Source organism: Lentzea sp. NEAU-D7 (assembly GCF_026242055.1).
Taxonomy (GTDB): Bacteria; Actinomycetota; Actinomycetes; order Mycobacteriales; family Pseudonocardiaceae; genus Lentzea.
In genome coordinates, this window is record NZ_JAPJDL010000004.1 from 35822 (window position 1) to 58334 (window position 22513).

Genomic DNA, 22513 nt, shown 5'->3' on the forward strand with positions numbered 1-22513 from the left:
TGCGATACGCAACAGCAGAATGACGGAGGTCTTCGGGACGCGTCAAGGCTCAAGCGCCGAGCGTCTTCTCGGTGCAACACCGCGTACTCGTTCGCAACACAGCGTTGCGCCAATCGGATAGTGTTGCGTGATGAGCAACAACGGGGAGGCGCGCGACCCTGCGCTGGTGCAATCGGTCGATCGGGCGGTGTCGGTGCTGGAGCTGCTGGCCCGCAACGGGGAAGCGGGGATCACCGAGATCGCCGCCGAGCTCGGTGTGCACAAGTCCTCCGCGTCCAGACTCGTCTACACGCTCCAGGCCCGTGAGCTCGTGGAGCAGGACGGCGAACGCGGTCCGTTCCGGATCGGTCTCGGCATGCTGCGGTTCGCCGGAGCGGTGAGCGGTCAGCTCGACTACGTCCGGGTGGGAGGTCCCGTCTGCTCGGCGCTGGCGGACCGGCTCGGGGAGACCGTGAACATCGCGATCCTCGACAGCGACGTCGCGCTCAACGTGAGCCAGGCGCGGGGGAGCTCCGCCGTGGCGGCGCAGAACTGGATCGGCCAGCGCACGCCGTTGCACGCCACCTCGAGCGGCAAGGTCCTGCTCGCCGCCGCGTCGCCGGCCGAGCAGGAACGCCTGCTCTCGGGCGACCTGGAGTCCTGCGCCCCGCGCACGATCACCGATCCCGTGAAGCTGCGCAGCGTGCTGCGCCGCACCGCCGAGGACGGGTTCGCCACCTGCATGGAGGAGCTGGAGGCCGGCCTGCACGCGGTCGCCGTGCCGGTGTTCGGTTCGCGCGGCGACGTCGTGGCGGCCATCAGCGCCGCCGGTCCCGCCTACCGGCTCTCGCAGAAGCGCATGCCCGAGATCGTCGAGGAGCTGCGCGTCGCGTCGCGAGACCTCTCCGTCCGCATGGGGCATCCCGTGCCGTGAAAGAGATTCGGAAACGAGGAGCCCCCGGCCGCGGCCGGGGGCTCCTCTCCTTTTCGGGTGCCTCCGTCCGTGCGACAAGGGCTTGACAACGGCTCGCGCGGGTCGCACCGTGATGCGCGCTGCAGTTGCATAATGCGGACCTCGTTGCGTATTGCGGAACTTGCTCGGAAGGGTTGGCCCGTTGTCGCTCTCCGTTCCCACCACCACAGTTCTGGACCAGGACCTCGACGAACTCGACCCGGAGGTCGCCGCCGGGATCCGCGCCGAGTTGCACCGCCAGCGGTCGACGCTGGAGATGATCGCCTCCGAGAACTTCGCGCCGGTCGCCGTGCTGCAGGCGCAGGGATCGGTGCTGACCAACAAGTACGCGGAGGGCTACCCGGGCCGCCGCTACTACGGCGGGTGCGAGCACGTCGACGTCGTCGAGTCGCTGGCGATCGAGCGGGTGAAGGCGTTGTTCGGCGCCGAGCACGCGAACGTCCAGCCGCACTCCGGCGCGCAGGCCAACGCCGCGGCGATGGCGGCGGTGCTGCAGCCGGGTGACACGATCATGGGGCTAGACCTCGCGCACGGCGGCCACCTGACGCACGGCATGCGGATCAACTTCTCCGGCCGGCTGTACGACGTCGTGGCCTACCACGTCGACCGGGAGTCCGGCCGCGTGGACATGGCCGAGGTCGAGCGACTGGCGCTGGAGTCGCGGCCGAAGCTGATCATCGCGGGCTGGTCCGCCCACTCCCGGCAGCTCGACTTCGCCGAGTTCCGCCGCATTGCCGACCTCGCCGGGGCCAGGCTCATGGTCGACATGGCGCACTTCGCCGGTCTCGTCGCGGCGGGGCTGCACCCGAACCCCGTGCCGTTCGCCGACATCGTCACCACCACGACCCACAAGACGCTCGGCGGCCCGCGCGGTGGCGTGGTCCTGTGCCGGCGGGAGCTGGCCAAGAAGATCGACTCCGCGGTGTTCCCCGGCCAGCAGGGCGGGCCGCTGCAGCACGTCATCGCGGCCAAGGCGGTCGCGTTCAGGATCGCGGCGGGCGGTGAGTTCCGCGAACGCCAGCAGCGCGTCCTCGAAGGCGCGCGCATCCTGGCCGAACGCCTCACGCGGCCCGACTGCGCCGAAGCCGGTGTGCGGGTGCTCTCCGGCGGCACCGACGTGCACCTCGTGCTCGTCGATCTCGTCGAGTCCGAAATGGACGGCAAGCAGGCCGAGGACCGGTTGCACCGCATCGGCATCACCGTCAACCGCAACGCCGTCCCGTTCGACCCGCGCCCGCCGATGGTCACCTCCGGCCTGCGGATCGGCACTCCCGCCCTCGCCGCCCGCGGCTTCACCGCCGGCGACTTCGCCGAGGTCGCCGACATCATCGCCGTGGCGCTCCAGCCGTCCTCCGACGAGGACGACCTCTCCGCTCGCGTCGCCCGGCTGGCGGCGAAGAACCCCCTCTACCCCCACCTCTGACAGGAGCGACTCAAGTGGCACATGCGGTGAACGGTGTCGTGGCTGCGGGGCGCGGGGCCAAGGTCTCGGTCGAGACCGTCCTCGTGCCGGACCCCGGCCCCGGCGAGGCGCTGGTGGAGGTGCGGGCCTGCGGGGTCTGCCACACCGACCTGCACTACCGGGAGGGCGGGATCAACGACGAGTTCCCGTTCCTGCTCGGGCACGAGGCCGCGGGCGTCGTCGAGGCCGTCGGCGACGGCGTGACCGACCTCGTACCCGGCGACTTCGTGATCCTCAACTGGCGCGCGGTGTGCGGTTCGTGCCGCTCCTGCCTGCGCGGCCGTCCGCAGTACTGCTTCAACACCCACAACGCGGCGCAGCCCATGACGCTGCAGGACGGCACACCGCTGTCACCCGCGCTGGGCATCGGCGCGTTCGCCGAGAAGACGCTCGTCCACTCGGGACAGTGCACCAAGGTGAACCCGAAGGCACCGGCGGAGGTCGCGGGCCTGCTCGGCTGCGGCGTGATGGCGGGCATCGGCGCCGCGATCAACACCGGCGGCGTCACCCGCGGCGACAGCGTGGCGGTCCTGGGCTGCGGCGGTGTCGGTGACGCGGCCATCGCGGGCGCCCGGCTGGCGGGGGCGCGCACGATCATCGCCGTCGACCTCGACGACACCAAGCTCGAATGGGCACGTCGTTTCGGTGCCACGCACACGATCAACGGCCGCGAGCAGGACGTCGTGGAGGCGATCCGGGAGCTCACCGAGGGCAACGGCGCCGACGTCGTGATCGACGCGGTCGGCCGCCCGGAGACGTTCCAGCAGGCGTTCTACGCCCGTGACCACGCAGGTCTCGCCGTGCTCGTGGGTGTGCCGACCCCGGACATGAAGCTCGAACTGCCGTTGATCGACGTGTTCTCACGCGGCGGCGCGGTGAAGTCGTCCTGGTACGGCGACTGCCTGCCTTCACGGGACTTCCCGATGCTGATCGACCTGTACCTGCAGGGCCGGCTGGACCTGGGCGCGTTCGTCTCGGAGACCATCGGGCTCGGCGACGTCGAGAAGGCGTTCGAGGACATGCACCACGGCCGCGTGCTGCGTTCGGTGGTGGTCCTGTGACCCAGCCGAGAGTCGTGCTGATCGGCGCGGGCATCGTCGGATGCGCGCTGGCCGACGAACTGACCGCACGCGGGTGGACCAACATCACCGTGCTCGAACAGGGACCGCTCTTCGCGACCGGCGGGTCGAGCTCCCACGCGCCGGGCCTGGTGTTCCAGACCACCGGCTGCAAGACCATGACGTCGTTCGCCAAGTACACCGTGGAGAAGTACGCGGCGCTGACGCTGGACGACCAGTGGTGCTTCCAGCAGCTCGGCGGCCTGGAGGTCGCCACCACCCCGGAACGCTGGACGGACATCAAGCGCCGCCACGGCTGGGCGACGTCGTGGGGCGTCGAGAGCTTTCTGCGCGACCCCGAGGAGTGCGCGCGGCTGCACCCGCTGCTCGACCCGGCCAAGATCCTCGGCGGGTTCCACATCCCGGGCGACGGCCTCGCGAAGCCGCTGCGCGCGGCCGAGGCGCAGGCACGCAGGGCGGTGGAACGCGGCGCAAAGTTCCTGGCACACCACAAGGTCACCGGTATCGAACGCGCCGGTCGCCGGGTGAAGGCCGTCGTCACCGAGCACGACACGTTCCAGGCCGACGTCGTCGTGTCCTGCGTCGGCATGTGGGGCCCGCGCATCGGCAGGATGGTCGACCTCGACATCCCGCTCGTGCCGATGGCGCACCAGTACGTGAAGACGGCCCCGTTGCCGGCGTTGAAGGGCGTCAACACCGAGCTGTCCGAGATGTCGAAGCCGTTGCTGCGCCACCAGGACGCGGACCTGTACTTCCGCGAGCACGTCGACCGCATCGGCATCGGTGCGTACGGGCACCGGCCGATGCCGATCTCGGCGGACGACATCCTCGACTTCGACGTGGCGCCGACCATGCCGTCCGAGATCGCGTTCACCCCGGAGGACTTCGAGACCTCCTGGGACGCCGCCGTCGACCTGCTGCCGGTGCTGGCCGACTCGAAGGTCGAGGAGGGCGTCAACGGCCTGTTCTCCTTCACCCCGGACGGCAACCCGCTGCTGGGCGAACACCCCGGCCTGAACGGGTTCTGGGTGGCCGAGGCCGTGTGGATCACGCACTCGGCCGGCGTCGCGAAGGCGATGGCCGAGTGGCTGGTCGACGGGCAGCCGGGCGTCGACCTGCACGGCTGCGACCTCAACCGGTTCGAGGACGTCCAGCGCTCGCCCGGTTACGTGCACGAGCGCAGCTGCCGGGCGTTCGTCGAGGTCTACGACGTCCTGCACCCGCTGCAGCCGGCCGAGAACCCGCGGCCGTTGCGCACCAGCCCGTTCCACGAGCGGCAGGTGGAACTGGGCGCGGTGTTCCTCGAAGCGTCGGGCTGGGAGCGGCCGCACTGGTACGAGGCCAACGCCTCACTGCCCGAGGTCGCCCAGATCCCCGGACGCAACGAGTGGGCGTCCCGGTTCTGGTCGCCGATCGCCGGTGCCGAGGCCCTCGTCGCGCGCAAGCGGGTCGCGATGTTCGACATGACCGCGCTGAAGCGACTGGAGGTCAGCGGCCCGGAGGCGCTGACGTTCCTGCAGACCATGACCACCAACCAGCTCGACCGCAAGCCGGGCGCGGTGGTCTACACGTTGCTGCTCAACGAGGACGGGGGAGTGCGCAGCGACCTGACCGTCGCCCGGCTCGGCGAGAACCGGTTCCAGGTCGGCGCGAACGGCCCGCTCGACCTCGACTGGCTGCGCAGGCGCATGCCGCCCAACGGCGGCGTGCACATCACCGACATCACCCCCGGCACGTGCTGCATCGGCCTGTGGGGGCCGCTGGCCCGCGATCTCCTGCAGCCGTTGACCCGCACCGACTTCTCCCACGAGGCGATGGGGTACTTCAAGGCCCAGGAAGCCTTCATCGGCGAGGTGCCGGTCACCGCGATGCGCCTGTCGTACGTCGGTGAGCTCGGCTGGGAGCTCTACACGACCGCCGACATGGGACGCAGGCTGTGGGACACGCTCTGGGAGTCCGGGCAGCGGCACGGTGTCATCGCGGCCGGCCGCAGCGCGTTCACGAGCATGCGGCTGGAGAAGGGCTACCGCTCGTGGGGCGCCGACGTGACCACCGAGCACGACCCGTTCGAGGCGGGGCTGGGCTTCGCGGTCCGGATGAACAAGGGCTACTTCCACGGCCGCAAGGCGTTGGAGGGCAAGTCGGAGGCCACGGTGGCACGCAAGCTCACCTGCCTGGTCATCGACGACGACCACCAGGTCGTGATGGGGTCAGAGCCCGTGTTCGCCGGAGGAGTGCCGGTCGGGTACGTGACCAGCGCGGCGCGCGGTTACTCGATCGGCAAGAACATCGCCTACGCCTGGCTTCCCGCCGGGGTGGCGGTGGAGGGCACGCCGGTCGAGATCGGGTACTTCGGTGAGCGGGTCCAGGCCGTCGTGTCGTCCGAACCGCTCTTCGACCCGAAGATGGAACGGATCCGGTCATGACCCACGACGTCATCGTCATCGGGCTCGGCGACCTCGGCGGGGCGGCCGCGCACCGCCTCGCCGCGCGGGGACTGCGGGTGCTCGGGCTGGACAGCCGGTCGCAGGCCGAGCTGCCCAGTTCGGACGAGGCCTTCCGGGCGGGCGCGGACCTGCGCTTCGAGGAGACGGTGATCGACTTCCACGTCGAGCCGTCCGGAACGGGTGCCCGCGTGCTGACGCGGTCGAGCACCCACGCCGCACCGCTGCTGGTCATCTGCGCCGGCCGCGACGCGCGATCTCTCCTGTTCTGACTTCCCCTCACGGAGCCACCATGACCGCGACCGACCTCCCGTCCAGCCTGATCCCCACGTTGCCCGGCAACACCTACACCGACCCGGCGATCTTCGCGCTGGAGCAGCGGAACATCTTCGAGCGGATGTGGTTCTGCGCGGTCCGCGGCGCCGACCTGCCGGACACCGGCAACTTCCGGACCGTCCAGATCGGACGCGAGAGCGTCCTGGTGACCCGTTCGCGCGACGGGTCGCTGCGCGCGTTCCTCAACATCTGCCGGCACCGCGGCGCCAAGCTGTGCGTCGAGGAGACCGGCACGGTCAAGCGCAACTTCCAGTGCCCGTACCACGCCTGGACCTACGGCCTGGACGGCAAGCTGGTCGCCGCGCCGAACCTCACCTCCATGCCGGACGTCGACCGCGTCGAGTACGGGCTCAAGACCGTGCACCTGCGCGAATGGCTCGGCTACGCGTGGATCTCGCTGGCCGACGAGCCGGCGTCGTTCGAGGAGACCGTGCAGCAGGACGTGCGCGAACGCCTGGGCAACCTCGACGCGATCGGCAACTACCAGGTCAGCGAGCTGGAGCTGGGCCGCCGGATCACCTACGACGTCAAGGCCAACTGGAAGCTCATCATCGAGAACTTCATGGAGTGCTACCACTGCGCGACCATCCACCCCGAGCTCACGGAGGTCCTGCCGGAGTTCGCGGACGGGTACGCCGCGCAGTACTACGTCGGGCACGGGGCGGTGTTCGGCGAGGAGATCAAGGGCTTCACGATCGACGGGAGCGAGGGCTTCGAGAACCTGTCCGGCGTCGCCTCCGACCAGGAACGCCGGTACTACGCGATCACCGTGCGGCCGCAGGTGTTCATCAACCTCGTGCCGGACCACGTGATCATCCACCGGATGTTCCCGATGGCCGCCGACCGCACGATCGTCGAGTGCGACTGGCTCTACGCCAAGGACGTCGTCGCGACCGGCAAGGACGTGTCGCGGTCGGTCGAGCTGTTCCACCGCGTCAACGAGCAGGACTTCGAGGCGTGCGAACGGTGCCAGCCCGCGATGTCGTCGCGGGCCTACGCGCAAGGGGGAGTGCTGGTTCCCTCCGAGCACCACATCGGGGAGTTCCACCGCTGGGTCCAGGAAGTCACATCCGCGACGAGGTGGTAGACACCATGTCCGAACCGAAGTTCTTACCCGCGACGAAAATCCACACGGACCGCGTGGTCTTCACGGTGTCCGCGGTCGTCGCCGCCGCCTTCCTTGCCTGGGGAGTGCTCGGCACGGCGAGTCTTGGGAGTGTCTCGTCCGCGGTGCTCGCCTGGGTCATCCGCTACACCGGCTGGGCGTTCCTGACGGCGGCGACCGGGTTCGTGATCTTCGCACTGTGGCTGGCCTTCAGCCGCTACGGCCGGATCCCGCTCGGGCAGGACGACGAGCGGCCGGAGTTCCGGACGATCTCGTGGGTCGCGATGATGTTCAGCGCGGGCATGGGCATCGGCCTGATGTTCTACGGCGTCGCGGAACCGCTGTCGCACTTCGTGAAGCCGCCACCCGGCACGGTCGAGGGCGGCTCGGACGCGGCGGTCGAGACCGCGATGGCGACGTCGCTCTTCCACTGGGCGATCCACCCGTGGTCGATCTACGCCGTCGTCGGCCTCGCGATCGCGTACGGCACGTTCCGCCGCGGCCGCAGGCAGCTGATCAGTGCCGCGTTCGCACCGCTGTTCGGCGACCGGGTGTCCGAGAAGCCGCTGGGCCGGGTGATCGACGTCCTGGCGATCTTCGCGACGCTGTTCGGGTCGGCGGCCTCGCTGGGTCTCGGCGCTCTGCAGATCGGCAGCGGGTTGAGGGCGGGCGGGTTCGTGTCGGAGAACCCCGGCGTCGGCGTACTGATCGGTGTCATCGCGGTGCTGACGGTGGCGTTCGTGGCGTCGGCGGTCTCGGGGGTGGCCAAGGGCATCCAGTGGCTGTCGAACATCAACATGGTGCTGGCGACGGTGCTGGCGGTGTTCGTGTTCGTCGTCGGGCCGACCGTGCTGATCCTGAACCTGGTGCCGGCGGCGATCGGCGACTACTTCCGCGAGATGGGCGAGATGGTCTCCCGCTCCGCCGCGTCCGGCGGGAGCGCGATGGAGGGCTGGCTGGCGTCCTGGACGATCTTCTACTGGGCGTGGTGGATCTCGTGGACGCCGTTCGTCGGCATGTTCATCGCGCGGATCAGCCGCGGCCGGACGATCAGGCAGTTCGTCAGCGGCGTGATCCTGGTGCCGTCCGCGGTGAGCCTGGTCTGGTTCACGATCATGGGCGGCACGGCGATCACGTTGCAGCGCGGCGGAACCGACCTCGCTGGGGCGGCGAACCCCGAGTCCCAGCTGTTCGGTGTGCTGGAGCAGTTCCCGCTGGCGGGCGTCGCCGGGGTGGTCGTGATGGTGCTCGTGGCGATCTTCTTCGTGTCCGGCGCCGACGCGGCCTCGCTGGTGATGGGCTCGTTGTCGCAGCGCGGAGCCATCGAACCGCACCGGCGGCTGGTGGTGTTCTGGGGCGTCGCGACCGGTGGCGTCGCCGCGGTGATGCTGCTGGTCGGTGGTGGAGGGGCGACCGCGCTGACGGGGCTGCAGAACCTCACGATCATCGCCGCGGCACCGTTCGCGCTGGTCATGGTCGTGCTGTGCGTGGCGCTGGCGAAGGACCTGCGCAGCGACCCGATGGTGCTGTGGGAGAAGCACTGCGCCCACACCGTCGACCAGATCGCTAGATCAACGCCCGAATCGCCTGTTCGAAACCGATGACGTGCTGGGAGGCGAGCTCGCTCGCCTTCTTCGCGTCGCCCTCGACGATCGCGGTGAGGAGGGGCACGTGTTCGTCGACGTGACCAGCCATTCCGGGCAGTCGTGGCAGGAACACGCACCAGATCCGGGTGGCCAGGTTGTCGTAGGAGATCAGGGTGTCCTCGAGGAACGGGTTGTGCACGCACCCGTAGATCGCGCGGTGCACGCCGACGTCGGTGCGCAGGAGTTCCGTGTTGTCGCCCGTCGGTGCCGCCGTGTCCAGCCGTGAGCGCAGCTCGGTGAGAGCGGCCCTGTCCTGCGCCGTGGCGCGTTCGGCCGCGGCCGCCGCGGCGAGGGGTTCCAGGGTCCTGCGCACCTCGGAGATGTGGGAGAGGTCGGAGATGTTCACGTCGGTGGCGAACGTGCCGCGGCGCGGGAAGGCGACGACGAGCCGTTCCTGCTCCAGCCGTTTGAGAGCCTCGCGGATCGGGGTGCGGCCGACGCCGAGCTCGGTGCGCAGCCTGTCCTCGTTGATGGGCTCACCCGGCTTGATCTCCAGCATGACCAGGCGATCTCGCAGGACCGCGTACGCCCGCTCGGTGAGTGAGACGGAGGCGGGCTCGTCGTTGACCCGTGCGTTCATGTGACCTACGGTAACGCACAGACTGATATACCAGTAGTCGACCAGATGATTCAGCTGGAGGCGTCGCGCATGACCAGCTCGGCTCAGCCGCCCGGAGCGCACCTGCCGGAGCACCCCGACTTCCTCTGGGACGACCCGGAACCGAAGTCCTCCTACGACGTCGTGGTCGTCGGCGGCGGAGGGCACGGCCTCGCGACCGCGTACTACCTCGCGAAGGTTCACGGCATCACGAACGTCGCCGTGCTGGAGAAGGGCTGGCTCGCGGGCGGAAACATGGCCCGCAACACCACGATCATCCGGTCGAACTACCTGTGGGACGAGAGTTCCGGCATCTACGAGCACTCGCTGAAGCTGTGGGAGGGCCTGGAGGACGACCTCGGCTACCCGATCCTGTTCGACCAGCGCGGGGTCCTGAACCTGGCGCACAGCCTGCAGGACGTGCGCGACAGCGTCCGGCGCGTCAACGCCAACCGGCTCAACGGCATCGACGCGGAGTGGGTGGATCCCGCCGGCGTCAAGGAGATCTGCCCGATCGTCAACACCTCGCCGGACGTCCGCTACCCGGTGCTGGGCGCGACCTACCAGCCGCGCGCGGGCATCGCGAAGCACGACTACGTGGCGTGGGGCTACGCGCGGGCGGCGCACGCGATGGGCGTCGACCTGATCCAGAACTGCGAGGTCACCGGGCTGGAGACGTCCGGCGGCCGGATCACCGCCGTCGAGACGTCACGCGGTCGCATCGCGGCCGGCAAGGTCGCGTTGTGCGCGGCGGGCCACAGCTCGGTGCTCGCGAAGATGGTCGGGCTGCGATTGCCGCTCGCCTCGCACCCGTTGCAGGCCCTGGTCTCCGAACTGCTCGAACCCGTCCACCCGACCGTCGTGATGTCGAACGCCGTGCACGTCTACGTCTCCCAGGCGCACAAGGGCGAACTGGTGATGGGCGCGGGCATCGACAGCTACAACGGTTACGGGCAAAGGGGTTCGTTCCACATCATCGAGCAGCAGATGTCGGCGGCGCTGGAACTGTTCCCGGTCTTCGCGCGGGCACACCTGCTGCGGACGTGGGCGGGCATCGTCGACGTCAGCCCGGACGCCTCGCCGATCGTCGGCCTCACGCCCGTCGGCGGCCTGTACCTCAACTGCGGCTGGGGGACCGGCGGTTTCAAGGCCACACCCGGTGTCGGCGACTGCTTCGCGCACACCATCGCCCACGACAAGCCGCACCCGTTCAACGAGCCGTTCACCCTCGAGCGCTTCACCACGGGCGCTCTCGTCGACGAGCACGGCGCCGCCGCCGTCGCGCACTAGGAGCAGGCATGCAACTCATCCCGTGTCCGTGGTGCGGCCCGCGCGAGGAAGCGGAGTTCCACTACGGCGGCCAGGCCCACGTCGCCTACCCCGAGGACCCGGCCGCGCTGACCGACGAGCAGTGGGCGCAGTACGTGTTCTTCCGGGAGAACCCGAGCGGCCCGTTCGCCGAGCGCTGGAGCCACCACGCCGGGTGCCGGCGGTGGTTCAACGCCGTCCGCGACACCCGCACCCACGACCTGCTGGCCGTCTACCGCGTGGGCGAGCCCATGCCCGAGGTGACCGCATGACCTTCCGCACCCCGACCGGTGGCTCGATCGACCGGAACACCCTGCTGCACTTCACCTTCAACGGCCGCCCGTACACCGGGCACCCCGGCGACACGCTCGCGTCGGCGTTGCTCGCCCACGGGGTGCACCAGATCGGCAGCAGCGTGAAGCTCGGCCGTCCGCGCGGGATCGTCGCGGCGGGGTCCGAGGACCCGACGTCGCTGGTGCAGGTCGAGGCACCGTTCTCCGAGCCGATGCTGCTCGCCACGACCGTCGAGCTGTACGACGGCCTGGTGGCGCGCGGGCTGGCGGGTCAGGGACGGCTGTCACCCGAACCGGACCCGGCGCGCTACGACGCCAAGCACGAGCACTGCGACGTGCTGGTCGTCGGTGCCGGCCCCGCCGGCCTGGTCGCGGCGCTGACCGCCGCTCGCAGCGGCGCCCGGGTGGTGCTGGTCGACGAGCAGAACCAGGCCGGTGGCGCGCTGCTGGGTGTGGACGAGTACCTGGACGACCGGCCGTCCGCCGAGTGGGTCGCGGACGTCGTGGCGGAGCTGAAGAGCACACCGGGTGTGCTGGTGCTGGAGCGGACCACGGCGTTCGGCATGTACCAGGACGGGTTCGTGCTGGCGCTGCAGAAGCGCACCGACCACCTCGGGTTCGCGGCGCCGGCCTCGGTCGCCCGGCAGCGGGTGTGGCGGATCAGGACGCGGCAGACCGTGCTCGCCACCGGTGCCCACGAACGCCCCGTGGCTTTCGCCGACAACGACCGGCCGGGGATCATGCTCGCCTCGTCGGCCCGCACGTTCCTGCACCGCTACGGCGTGCTGCCCGGCTCGCGGGCGGTCGTGTTCACCACCGACGACAGCGCCTACTGCGCGGCGATCGACCTGGCCGAGTCCGGTGTGGACATCGCGCTGGTCACGGACGCCCGCCCGGAGCCGCCTGCCCGGCTGGCGGCGGAGTGCGCGGCGCGGGGCATCGAGGTCCGCGCCGGGCACGTGGTCGCCGGGACCGACGGAGACCGCAGGGTGACCGGGGCGCGGATCGCTCCGCTGGCCGCCACCTCGCCGGACCTCACCGTCGACTGCGACACCGTCCTGGTGTCGGGCGGCTGGAACCCGGTGGTGAGCCTGTTCAGCCAGGCGCGCGGCAAGCTGCGCTACGACGCCGAACTCGGCGCTTTCGTGCCGGGCGAGGAACTTCCCACCGTGCGGGTCGCCGGGTCCGCGACCGGCGAACTGGACCTCGGCGCGTGCGCGCGGCAGGGCCGGGACGCCGGTGCGCAGGCCGCGGCCGCCGCAGGGTTCACGCCCGGCGGCCAGGTTCCGCTGCCCGTGTCGGACTCGCGCTGCACCGCCCGTTCCGGCCTGGTGCTGTGGCGGGTGCCGGGCGACGACGACGCGAGCTTCGTCGACCTGCAACGGGACTCGACCGTGGCGGACGTGCTGCGGGCGACCGGCGCGGGTCTGCGGTCGCTGGAGCACGTCAAGCGCTACACGACCATCGGCACCGCGCACGACCAGGGCAAGACGTCCGGCATGATCGCCGCGGGCATCGTCGCGGAGGAGCTGGGCGTCGAGCTGGCCGAGCAGCGGCCCACGACGTTCCGCCCGCCGTTCACGTCGGTGTCGTTCGCCGCGCTGGCCGGGCGGGACCGCGGCGAGCTGCACGACCCGGTGCGCGTCACGTCGATCCACCCGTGGCACGTGGCGCACGGGGCGTTGTTCGAGGACGTCGGCCAGTGGAAGCGGCCCTGGTACTACCCGCGCGACGGCGAAGACCTGCACACGGCCGTGCTGCGCGAGTGCAAGGCCACGCGCGAGAGCGTCGGCATGATGGACGGCTCGACGCTCGGCAAGATCGACGTGCAGGGCCGCGACGCCGGCAAGTTCCTGGACATGCTCTACACGAACATGATGAGCACGCTGAAGGTCGGCAGGATCCGCTACGGCGTGATGTGCGGCGTCGACGGGATGGTGATCGACGACGGCACCGTGATCCGGGTCGGTGAGGAGCGGTACCTCGTCACCACGACCACCGGCAACGCGGCCAAGATCCTCGACTGGATGGAGGAGTGGCTGCAGACGGAGTGGCCGCACCTCGACGTGCACTGCACCTCGGTCACCGAGCACTGGGCGACGATCCCGCTGGTGGGCCCGCGGTCACGGGACGTGCTGGCCGCAGTGGCCCCGTCGCTGGACGTCTCCAACGAGGCGTTCGAGTTCATGACCTGGCGCGAGGCGGAGGTCGCGGGCGTGCCGGCGAGGGTGTGCCGGATCAGCTTCTCCGGTGAGCTGGCCTACGAGATCAACGTGACCGCGTGGCACGGCATCGCCGTGTGGGAGGCGTTGATGGCGGCGGGGGAGAAGTACGGGATCACGCCGTACGGCACCGAGACCATGCACGTGCTCCGCGCCGAGAAGGGCTACCCGATCATCGGGCAGGAGACCGACGCGACGGTCACGCCGCAGGACCTCGGCATGTCGTGGGCGGTGTCGAAGAAGAAGCCCGACTTCATCGGCAAGCGCTCGTTCGCCCGCGCCGAGAACAACCGCACGGACCGCAAGCAGCTCGTGGGACTCCTGCCCGTAGATCCGGCCGTGCTGCTGCCGGAGGGGTCGCAGATCGTGGAGACCGACCGCCTGCCCGAACCGCCGGTCCGGATGCTCGGCCACGTCACGTCGAGCTATCCCAGCGCGGCCCTCGGCCGCACGTTCGCGCTGGCGCTGGTGCGCTCCGGCCACGAACGCATCGGCGAGACGCTGTACGTGCCCGTCGAGGACTCGCTCGTGCCGGTCACCGTCACCGAATCCGTGCTGTACGACAAGGAAGGAGCCCGTCGTGACGGTTAGTCCCCTCGCCGCCTGGCGCGACCGCCTGGCGGCGCTCGCCCCGGTGCTGGACGTCGCCGAGGTGCCGTTCCGCTCGCAGCTCACCGTCCGCGTGTCCGACCCGGACGCACTCGCGGCGGCGGGCTCGGCGCTCGGAGTCCCGTTCCCTTCCGCTGCTTGCACTTTCACCTCCGGCACCGGACCATTCGGGGACGCCGAGGTGCTCTGGCTCGGACCGGACGAGTTCCTCGTCACGGCCTCGCCCGGCCTGCAGGTCACGATCGAGGAGGTGTTGCGTGGCGCGCTCGGGACTGCCGGAGGGTCCGTTGTGGACACTTCGGCGCAGCGCACGACCGTGGTCCTTCAAGGGCCGCTCGTCCGGCAGGTGCTTGCTCACGGATGTTCCGTGGACCTGCACCCGTCTTCGGCTCCCGTCGGCACTTGCGTGCAGACACTCCTCGCCAGGACGGGGATCGTCCTGCAGGTGACAGGCGAGGACCGGTGCACGATCCTGGTGCGGTCGTCGTTCGCCGAGTACTTCGCGGCGTGGCTCGCCGACGCGTGCACCGAGTACCTGGCGGTGGCGTGATGGCCCAGTTCACGCTGACCCTCCACTGCCCGGAGCGAGCGGGCATCGTGCACGCCGTCACGTCGTTCCTGGTCGACCACGGCTGCGACATCGTGCAGCACCAGCAGTTCGACGACGACGTGCGCGGGAAGCTGTTCCTGCGCACCGCGTTCTCGTGCGACTCCTCGGACGCCGACGACCTCGCCACGGAGTTCGCGAAGGTCGCGAGCGAGTTCGAGATGGACTTCGACCTGTGGGACGACCGGCCGCCGCGCCTGCTCGTGATGGTGTCGAAGGCCGGGCACTGCCTGAACGACCTGCTGTTCCGCTGGCGCGCGGGCAGTCTCGGCGGGGAGATCGCCGCCGTCGTGTCCAACCACGAGGACCTGCGGCCGATGGCGGAGGCGGCGGGCCTGGACTTCGTGCACGTGCCGAACACCGCCGACACCAAGCAGGCCGCCGAACAGCGGCTGGTCGAGCTCGTCGAGGAGTACCAGGCCGACCTGGTGGTGCTGGCGCGGTACATGCAGGTGCTGTCGAACGACCTGTGCGCGAAGCTCGCGGGCCGCGTGATCAACATCCACCACTCGTTCCTGCCCGGCTTCAAGGGCGCCAAGCCCTACCGCCAGGCCTACGACCGGGGCGTGAAGTACGTGGGCGCGACGGCCCACTACGTCACCCCGGACCTCGACGAGGGCCCGATCATCGAGCAGGAGGTCCTGCGCGTCGACCACTCCTACGACCCGCGTGCGCTGACCGCGGCGGGCCGCGACGCCGAGGCGCTCGCCCTGTCGCGGGCGGTCCGCTGGCACTGCGAGCACCGCGTCCTGCTCAACGGCAACGGCACGGTGGTCTTCCGCTAGGTCGTGTCCGGAGCCGGCTTGCGCCAGCCCTCCTCCCCCCCCGCCACTCCGGGCTGCACGCGGGGCCCACGCGTGCCCTCCTACCGCACGAAAGCTCCCGCGTGCGATAACCAAACATGAAACGCGCCCACGTCAGAGAGAGTCCTGCCGCTTCGGTCAGGGCTTCTGGCAGGGTGCTCAGGCGGTGGGTTTGCGCACCAGCAGCTGGGCCTGCAGGAACCGTTCACCCTCGACCGGTTTCCGCACCAGCCGCCCGACCTCGGCGAAACCGGACTTCCCCAGCAGCTCCGCCAAGGTGGAGGGCGACCAGCGGTAGGCGAGCACCACCTTGTGGTCGAACTCCTGCGGCTCGGGATCGTCACCCGCGAAGAACCCCAGCAGCAGGTGGCCTCCCGGTGCCAGCACGCGGAAGAACTCGGCGAACACGGCCGGGATCTCGTGCGGCGGCATGTGGATGACCGAGTAGAACGCCAGGATTCCGCCGAGAACGCCGTCGTCGAGGTCCAGCGCGGCCATCGTTCCCTGCTCGAACCTCAGGTCCGGATGGGCCTCGCGGGCGAGAGAAATCATCGCGGGGGAGAGGTCGAGCCCGAAGACGTCCAGTCCGAGCGAGTGCAGGTGCGCGGTCAGGTGGCCGGGGCCGCAGCCGAGGTCCGCCACCGGCCCGTCGGCGAGTTCGGCGAACGCGGCCAGCATCGCGCGTTCGAGCGGCCTGGTGTCGAGCATGTCGCTGATGAGTTCGGCGTACAGCGGGGCGACGGCGTCGTACGGGGTGGGCACGGAGAAATCCTACATTGGATTAATGTGAATCCATTGCTGTTGCCAGTGTTCGGCTGTTGCACCGTCGACGCAAACCTGTTCTGGTGCTTATAGTTCCGCCGTGGTTTCCGTTCTGCGCGATCCCGTCTACCGGAATCTGTTCGGCGCCCAGGTCGTCGCGCTGACCGGAACGGGACTCGCGACCGTCGCGCTCGGCCTGCTGGCGTACGACCTGGCCGGGTCCGCGGCGGGCGCGGTGCTCGGCACCGCGCTGGCGATCAAGATGATCGCCTACGTCACGGTGGCGCCGATCGCCACGGCGGTGCTCGGCGCGCTGCCCCGCCGGGCGGTGCTGGTCGCGCTGGACCTCGTCCGCGTCGCGGTCGCGGCGGTGCTGCCGTGGGCCGGCGAGGTGTGGCACGTCTACGTGCTGATCTTCCTGCTGCAGGCGGGATCCGCCGCGTTCACGCCGTTGTTCCAGGCGACCTTGCCGGACGTCCTGCCCGGTGAACGGGACTACACCCGCGCGATCACGTTGTCGCGCACCGCCTACGACCTGGAGAGCCTCCTCAGTCCGGCGCTCGCCGCCGCGGCTCTGGCGCTGGTGAGCTTCCACGAGCTGTTCCTCGGCACGGCTCTCGGCTTCGCGGCGTCGGCCCTGCTCGTGCTCTCCGTCGCACTGCCGCGCCCGAAGTCGTTGCCGCGCAAGGGGGACTGGTACGACGCCACCACGCGCGGCATCCGCATCTACCTCGCCACCCCGCGGTTGCGCGGGCTTCTCGCCGTGCACCTCGCGGCGGCGGCCGCGGGCTCGATGGTGTTCGTGAACACCGTGGCCCACGTGCGGGACGGCCTCGGCCGCGACGCGTCCGACGTCGCCGTCGCACTGGCCGCGAACGGCCTGGGATCGCTCGTCGCGGCACTCACCCTGCCCGGGCTGCTCGACCGGTTCGCGGACCGCGCCGTGGTGCTGCGCGCGGCGGTCCTGCTGGTCGTCGTGCTGTGCGCGGGAACCGTGCTCGCCGGGCACTGGCAGACGTTGCTGGTGCTGTGGGCGTTGATCGGCGCCGGGTGCTCGCTCGCCCTCACGCCGGGAGCGCGTCTGCTGCGCCGCTCCGCCGATCCCGCGGACCGCCCGGCGTTGTTCGCCGCGGACTTCGCGCTGTCCCACGCCTGCTGGCTGTTCTGCTACCCGCTCGCCGGCTGGGCGGCGACGTCCGCGGGCACGGGCACGGCCTTCCTCGTTCTCGGCACGGTGACCGCCGCGGCCGCGGTCATCGCCGTGAAGTTCTGGCCCACGCACGATCCGGAAGTGGTCGAGCACGAACACCGTGACGCCGAGGGCGTTGTGTGGACGCACGCCCACGAGTTCCGCATCAACGACGAGCACGTGCGCTGGCCGCGCTGACTGAACAGTTGAACAATGCGCCTTCGAGGCAGGCCGGAATACCGTTTCCGCACCCTGCCTTTTGAAGGAGTTCCACTCATGCGAATGCGCAGCAAAATCATCGCTGCCGCGTGCGGATCGATTCTGGCGCTCAGGCAAGCTCACCGTCGCCGTTGCGGACGAGCGAGCCGCACGGCGGGCGCGGGCCGAGGGCGTCGAGGCCGTTGTCGTGCGACGCAGCGCGGCCGACCTGGAGAACCTGCTCGGTGACGTCGAGAAGCTGATCGGCGACGGCGTGCCCGGCGTGTACAGCTGGGGCGTCGACGTGCGCGACAACCGGGTCGACGTCACCGTCAACACCACGCGCAAAACCGAAGCCACCGAACGGTTCCTGGAGAAGGTGCGCGCGCTCGGCGACGGTGTCCACGTCGTGGAGACCAGGTCCCAGCAACGCCAGCAGGCCGGCACCGTGCAGGCCGGCAGCCCGTGGTGGCCGGGGTCGGAGACGTACTGCTCGGTCCGTCCCAGCGCGTGTCGACCCCGCCGACGACGTCGTCCATCACCGACGGCACCGGCCAGAACGCGCTGATCGTGCTCGTCTCACGGCGGCTTCCGCGCTGCGCGGGCCCGAGAAGCCCGGACAGCGCACCGGGTTCGAGCGCCAGCACCTCTTCGAGATGACCGGCCGCCGTGAGCGACGCCCGGCGCTCCGGCCGGCTGCGCCCCGTCTGCCAGTAGCTCAGCGTCGCGAGGCTGACCGACACCCCGCGGCGGGCGAGGTGGTCGCGGATCCGCTCCAGCGACAGGCCCCGCGCCACGACGGCCGCGCGCAGGGTGTCCGCGAAGCCGGGAGGCGTGTCTGGCGAGAGCGACATCGATGTCTCCTTCCGGCCGGTTCTCCGACGCTATCCCTCTGATGGCCCAACGGAAGCCACGACTTGAAAGTGAAAACGGACATCGGCGGAACGCCGCACGCCGATCGTGACGACAACCATCCGAACGACCGGGTGCCGGCCGCGACTTCGGCGGCTACGGTCGCGTGACCCTGCATCCCTGCGAAGGAGCCCGACTGTGCGAAGAAGAAGATCTCTGCTCGCCACAGCACTGGTGTCGATGACCGTGGCGGCGCTGGCCGTCCCCGCATCGGCCGCGCCCGCGGCACTGGCCGGGTGTTCCGGCACCAACGACGGCGACGTCGCGATCGGTGACAACACGACGGTCGAGTCGTCGATCGTCATCTCCGACTGCGCCTCGGCCCCGTCCGCGACCGCCACGGTGCCGGTGAAGATCGTCCACACCTACGTCGGCGACCTCCAGGTCAGCCTGGTCGCCCCGGACGGCTCCGCCTACGTCCTGCACAACCGCTCGGGCGGATCCGCGGACAACATCGACCAGACCTACACCGTGGACCTGTCGGGCGAGACCTCGAACGGCACCTGGAAGCTGCGGGTCAACGACAACGCGAACAACGACGTCGGCCGGATCGACGCGTGGTCGCTGAACCTCGGCGGCTCGACCCCGGCGAACGACTTCTCCGTCGCCGTCTCGCCCGCGTCCGGTTCGGTGGCGGCGGGCTCGGCGGTCTCGACGACCGTGCAGACCCAGACGACCGCGGGCCAGGCGCAGACCGTCGCGCTGACCGCGACCGGGCTGCCCTCCGGCGCCATCGCGTCGTTCAGCCCTTCGTCCGTCACGACGGGCACGAACTCCACGCTGTCGATCAGCACCGCGGCGTCGATCTCGTCGGGCACCTACCCGATCACGGTCCGGGCCGCGGGGGGCACGACCAAGACCGCGACCTACACGCTGACGGTCACCGGCGGCACCGGGCCGCAGATCCCGGACATCGACATCAACGCGGTCAAGGCGCACCTGACCGCGTTCGGCACGATCGCCTCGCAGAACGGCGGCAACCGGCGCTCGACCTCGGCCGGCTACCGCGCGTCCGTGACGTACGTGAAGGACAAGCTCACCGCGGCGGGCTTCAGCGTCACCGAGCAGCCCTGCACCTCGGGCTGCACCACCGGTGCCGGCCCGAACGTGATCGCGGAGTGGCCCGGCGGCAACGCGAACAACGTCTACATGTTCGGCGCCCACCTCGACGGCGTGTCCGCGGGAGCGGGCATCAACGACAACGCCTCGGGCTCGTCGGCGTTGCTGGAGACCGCGCTCGTGCTCGCGCGCACCAACCCCTCGATGCTGAACAAGGTCCGCTTCGGCTGGTGGACCGACGAGGAGCAGGGCCTCAACGGCTCGCGCTTCTACGTCTCGCAGCTCCCGTCCACCGAGCGCACGAAGATCAAGACCTACTTCAACTTCGACATGGTGGGCTCGACCAACGGCGGCTACTTCATCAACAACATCACCTCGGCGCAGTCCACGCACATGAAGGCGTACTGGGACTCCCTGGGCCTGCAGCCGGAGGAGAACACCGAGGGCCGCAACCGTTCCGACGACGCGTCCTTCACCAACGCGGGCATCCCCGCGTCCGGCTACGCCATGGGCGCGAGCGCCCGCAAGACCGCGGCGCAGGCGACGAAGTGGGGCGGTACCTCGGGTGCCGCGTTCGACCCCTGCTACCACGCCTCGTGCGACACCACCGCGAACATCAGCGACACGCACCTCAACCGCGCGGTCGACGGCATCGCCTACACCCTGTGGAAGTCGGCCGTCGGCACCGGCACGCCGGGCGCCGACTTCTCCGTGTCGGTGTCTCCGGCGTCCGGTTCGGTGGCGGCGGGCTCGTCGGTCTCGGCCACCGTGGGCACGGCGACGGTCAGCGGCGACCCGCAGAGCGTGCAGCTGTCGGCGTCCGGGCTCCCCTCCGGCGCGACGGCCTCGTTCAGCCCGGCGTCCGTCCAGACGGGGTCGAGCTCGACGCTCACCATCAGCACGACGGCGTCCGTCGCGGCGGGCACCTACCCGGTGACGATCACCGCGGCCGGCTCCGCCTCCCGCACGGCCACCTACTCGCTGACCGTCACGGGCGGCGGTGGCGGCAGTTGCGCCGGCACCAACCCCGCCGACGTCGCCATCCCGGACGCGGGCGCCGCGGTCGACAGCGACGTCGTGATCTCCGGGTGTTCCGCGACGCCGTCCGCCGGTTCGGTGGTGACGGTGCGGATCGTCCACCCGTACGTCGGTGACCTGACGGTGGCCCTGATCGCGCCGGACGGCACGTCGTACACGCTGCACAACCGCTCGGGCGGTTCCGCCGACAACATCGACCGCACCTTCACCGCCAACCTCGCGGGAGAGGGCGCCAACGGCACGTGGAAGCTCCGCGTCCGCGACCTCGCGGCGTCCGATGTGGGCACGATCGACACGTGGGGCATCAACCTGACCCCGTAGCTCCACGACAAGTGGCCTCTTGGTTTAACCCCTCACTGGGTATTCTGAGAGGCCACTTGTTTCGGTGAACATCAGCGGCATGACCACTCAGAACACCCTCTCGGTCGCCGAGCTGGACGGCGCGGACACCGCCCTCGCCTTCGACGCGATGCGCGAGCTCCGGCCGCACCTCACCGATGCCGGCGAGTTCGTCGAGCTCGTGCGCGCCCAGCGGCGGGAGGGCTACCGGATCGCCGCCTCGTTCGACGCGGACGGCCGGGTCGTCGCGGTGGCGGGGTTCCGGCACATGACCAACCTCTACGCCGGGTCGCACCTCTACGTCGACGACCTGAGCACGCTGCCGGCCGCCCGCGGGCAGGGCCACGCGAGCGCCCTGCTGCGGTGGGTGGACGACGAGGCCCGCCGCCTGGGCTGTGCGGGCGTGCACCTCGACTCGGGCACGCAGAGGCACGACGCGCACCGCCTCTACCTGGCGTCGGGCTACGTCATCCCCGCGTTCCACTTCGCCAAGAGCCTGTGAAGGGCGAGCCCGGCGATTCACCTCAACCGGACCGCGGCGCTGTACGTATGCCCAGACAGGAGCGGATCTCAATCCGGTAACGAGAGGGCGCCACATGGGCAAACACCACGATGACCACCGCCGGGCCAAGGTGATCGCGGGTGCCGTCGGGCTCGTCGCCGTGGCGATCACCGCCTCGACGTTCACCGCGAGCCAGGCGGCGCCGGAGCAGCGCACGGCGCCCGCGCAGGCCGTCGAGACGTTGCGGGAGAAGGCTTCCGTGACGGGCACCGCGTGGGCCGTCGACCCGGCGACGAACGAGGTCCTCGTCACCGCCGACAGCACCGTGACCGGCGCCAAGTGGGACAACCTGGTGTCCACGGTGAACGCCATGGGCGCCGGGGTGAGGCTGCGGCGCACCGAGGGCACGTTCAAGCTGTTCGCCGAGGGCGGTGACGCGATCTTCGCCGGCGGCAGCCGCTGTTCGCTCGGCTTCAACGTCGTCACCGGCGACGGCAGTCCCGGCATCCTCACCGCCGGGCACTGCACGGCCGCAGGCAGGCAGTTCTCCCTGACCCCCGGTGGCCGGGCCGCCGCGACCGTCGCGCGCTCGACCTTCCCCGGCAACGGCGACTTCGCCCTGCTCACCTACAACAACCGCAACGCCGACGCGCCCAGCGAGGTCGACACCGGCAACGGCCGCAAGGTGCGGATCCAGCGGGCCGCCGAGGCGCGGGTCGGCACGCAGGTCCAGCGGATGGGCAGCACGACGGGACTGCGCGCCGGCCGTGTCACCGGTCTCGACGCCACGGTGAACTACCCGGAGGGCCGCGTCACCGGTCTCATCCAGACCACCGTGTGCGCGGAGGGCGGCGACAGCGGCGGACCGCTCTTCACCGCCAACGGCAACGCGATCGGGCTGACCTCGGGCGGCAGTGGCGACTGCCGCAGGGGCGGCGTGACGTTCTTCCAGCCCGTCACCCGCGCGCTCGCCGCGGTGGGCGCCCGCATCCCCTGATCTTCAGGCGGCGTCCCGCCTGCTCACGGGACGCCGCCTGATCCGGCTCCACG

At 70.4% G+C, this 22513-nt stretch carries 19 protein-coding genes; 17 read left to right on the forward strand and 2 right to left on the reverse strand.

Annotated elements, in window-relative coordinates:
* Positions 1-130 precede the first annotated feature (130 nt).
* The 7 genes from ORI60_RS10100 to ORI60_RS10130 all read left to right on the forward strand — a co-directional run bounded on the left by ORI60_RS10100 (position 131) and on the right by ORI60_RS10130 (position 8982).
* Positions 131-913 carry an IclR family transcriptional regulator gene (locus ORI60_RS10100; RefSeq protein WP_266036638.1) on the forward strand — a complete coding sequence of 261 codons (783 nt, stop codon included), beginning with the start codon at positions 131-133 and terminating at the stop codon, positions 911-913.
* Positions 914-1094: 181 nt separating this feature from the next.
* Entirely contained in the window at positions 1095-2375 is a 1281-nt protein-coding gene (glyA, locus tag ORI60_RS10105) for a serine hydroxymethyltransferase (RefSeq protein ID WP_323055895.1), read from the forward strand.
* Between the two features lie 14 nt (positions 2376-2389).
* The gene (locus tag ORI60_RS10110) at positions 2390-3475 is read left to right on the forward strand and encodes an S-(hydroxymethyl)mycothiol dehydrogenase (RefSeq protein ID WP_266036639.1); all 1086 of its coding nucleotides are present in this window, start codon (positions 2390-2392) and stop codon (positions 3473-3475) included.
* Complete coding sequence (locus ORI60_RS10115) at positions 3472-5919, forward strand: GcvT family protein (protein WP_266036640.1); 2448 nt, start codon at positions 3472-3474, stop codon at positions 5917-5919. The genes ORI60_RS10110 and ORI60_RS10115 overlap by 4 nt, the downstream gene beginning before the upstream one ends.
* On the forward strand, positions 5916-6209 hold the full coding sequence (locus ORI60_RS44600) for a hypothetical protein (RefSeq protein WP_323055896.1): 294 nt from the start codon (positions 5916-5918) through the stop codon (positions 6207-6209). Before ORI60_RS10115 ends, ORI60_RS44600 begins: the two co-directional genes overlap by 4 nt.
* Positions 6210-6229: 20 nt before the next feature.
* Positions 6230-7360 (forward strand): aromatic ring-hydroxylating oxygenase subunit alpha, encoded by a 1131-nt coding sequence (locus ORI60_RS10125; protein ID WP_266036641.1) that lies wholly within the window; start codon positions 6230-6232, stop codon positions 7358-7360.
* A 5-nt stretch (positions 7361-7365) separates the two neighbouring features.
* Entirely contained in the window at positions 7366-8982 is a 1617-nt protein-coding gene (locus tag ORI60_RS10130; RefSeq protein WP_266036642.1) for a BCCT family transporter, read from the forward strand.
* On the opposite strand, the gene ORI60_RS10135 is transcribed toward ORI60_RS10130, so the two are convergent.
* Positions 8945-9604, reverse strand: coding sequence for a GntR family transcriptional regulator (locus ORI60_RS10135; protein ID WP_266036643.1), 660 nt, complete (start codon positions 9602-9604; stop codon positions 8945-8947). The genes ORI60_RS10130 and ORI60_RS10135 overlap by 38 nt on opposite strands.
* Before the next feature lie 69 nt (positions 9605-9673).
* Here ORI60_RS10135 and ORI60_RS10140 point away from each other — a divergent pair, with 69 nt between their 5' ends.
* The 5 genes from ORI60_RS10140 to purU are packed head-to-tail and all read left to right on the forward strand — an operon-like array spanning position 9674 to position 15446.
* Positions 9674-10912 (forward strand): sarcosine oxidase subunit beta family protein, encoded by a 1239-nt coding sequence (locus tag ORI60_RS10140; RefSeq protein ID WP_266036644.1) that lies wholly within the window; start codon positions 9674-9676, stop codon positions 10910-10912.
* Between the two features lie 8 nt (positions 10913-10920).
* Complete coding sequence (locus ORI60_RS10145) at positions 10921-11202, forward strand: sarcosine oxidase subunit delta (protein ID WP_266036645.1); 282 nt, start codon at positions 10921-10923, stop codon at positions 11200-11202.
* On the forward strand, positions 11199-14036 hold the full coding sequence (locus ORI60_RS10150) for a 2Fe-2S iron-sulfur cluster-binding protein (RefSeq protein WP_266036646.1): 2838 nt from the start codon (positions 11199-11201) through the stop codon (positions 14034-14036). Before ORI60_RS10145 ends, ORI60_RS10150 begins: the two co-directional genes overlap by 4 nt.
* Complete coding sequence (locus ORI60_RS10155; protein ID WP_266036647.1) at positions 14026-14604, forward strand: sarcosine oxidase subunit gamma; 579 nt, start codon at positions 14026-14028, stop codon at positions 14602-14604. The genes ORI60_RS10150 and ORI60_RS10155 overlap by 11 nt, the downstream gene beginning before the upstream one ends.
* Positions 14604-15446, forward strand: coding sequence for a formyltetrahydrofolate deformylase (gene purU, locus ORI60_RS10160; protein ID WP_266036648.1), 843 nt, complete (start codon positions 14604-14606; stop codon positions 15444-15446). The genes ORI60_RS10155 and purU overlap by 1 nt, the downstream gene beginning before the upstream one ends.
* 177 nt (positions 15447-15623) lie before the next feature.
* Here purU and ORI60_RS10165 read toward each other — a convergent pair whose 3' ends face one another.
* Complete coding sequence (locus tag ORI60_RS10165) at positions 15624-16172, reverse strand: class I SAM-dependent methyltransferase (protein WP_266037280.1); 549 nt, start codon at positions 16170-16172, stop codon at positions 15624-15626.
* Between the two features lie 154 nt (positions 16173-16326).
* On the opposite strand from ORI60_RS10165, the gene ORI60_RS10170 reads away from it, so the two are divergent.
* The 5 genes from ORI60_RS10170 (at position 16327) to ORI60_RS10190 (ending at position 22460) form a co-directional block, all read left to right on the forward strand.
* Entirely contained in the window at positions 16327-17613 is a 1287-nt protein-coding gene (locus ORI60_RS10170) for an MFS transporter (protein WP_266036649.1), read from the forward strand.
* A 208-nt stretch (positions 17614-17821) separates the two neighbouring features.
* Positions 17822-18181, forward strand: a complete 360-nt coding sequence (locus ORI60_RS10175; RefSeq protein ID WP_266036650.1) for a S1 family peptidase — start codon at positions 17822-17824, stop codon at positions 18179-18181.
* Positions 18182-18663: 482 nt separating this feature from the next.
* Positions 18664-20943: a proprotein convertase P-domain-containing protein gene (locus tag ORI60_RS10180; RefSeq protein ID WP_266036651.1), complete on the forward strand. Its 2280-nt coding sequence runs from the start codon at positions 18664-18666 to the stop codon at positions 20941-20943.
* A 79-nt stretch (positions 20944-21022) separates the two neighbouring features.
* Positions 21023-21463, forward strand: a complete 441-nt coding sequence (locus ORI60_RS10185; protein ID WP_266036652.1) for a GNAT family N-acetyltransferase — start codon at positions 21023-21025, stop codon at positions 21461-21463.
* A gap of 94 nt (positions 21464-21557) precedes the next feature.
* Positions 21558-22460, forward strand: coding sequence for a S1 family peptidase (locus tag ORI60_RS10190; protein ID WP_266036653.1), 903 nt, complete (start codon positions 21558-21560; stop codon positions 22458-22460).
* Positions 22461-22513 lie beyond the last annotated feature (53 nt).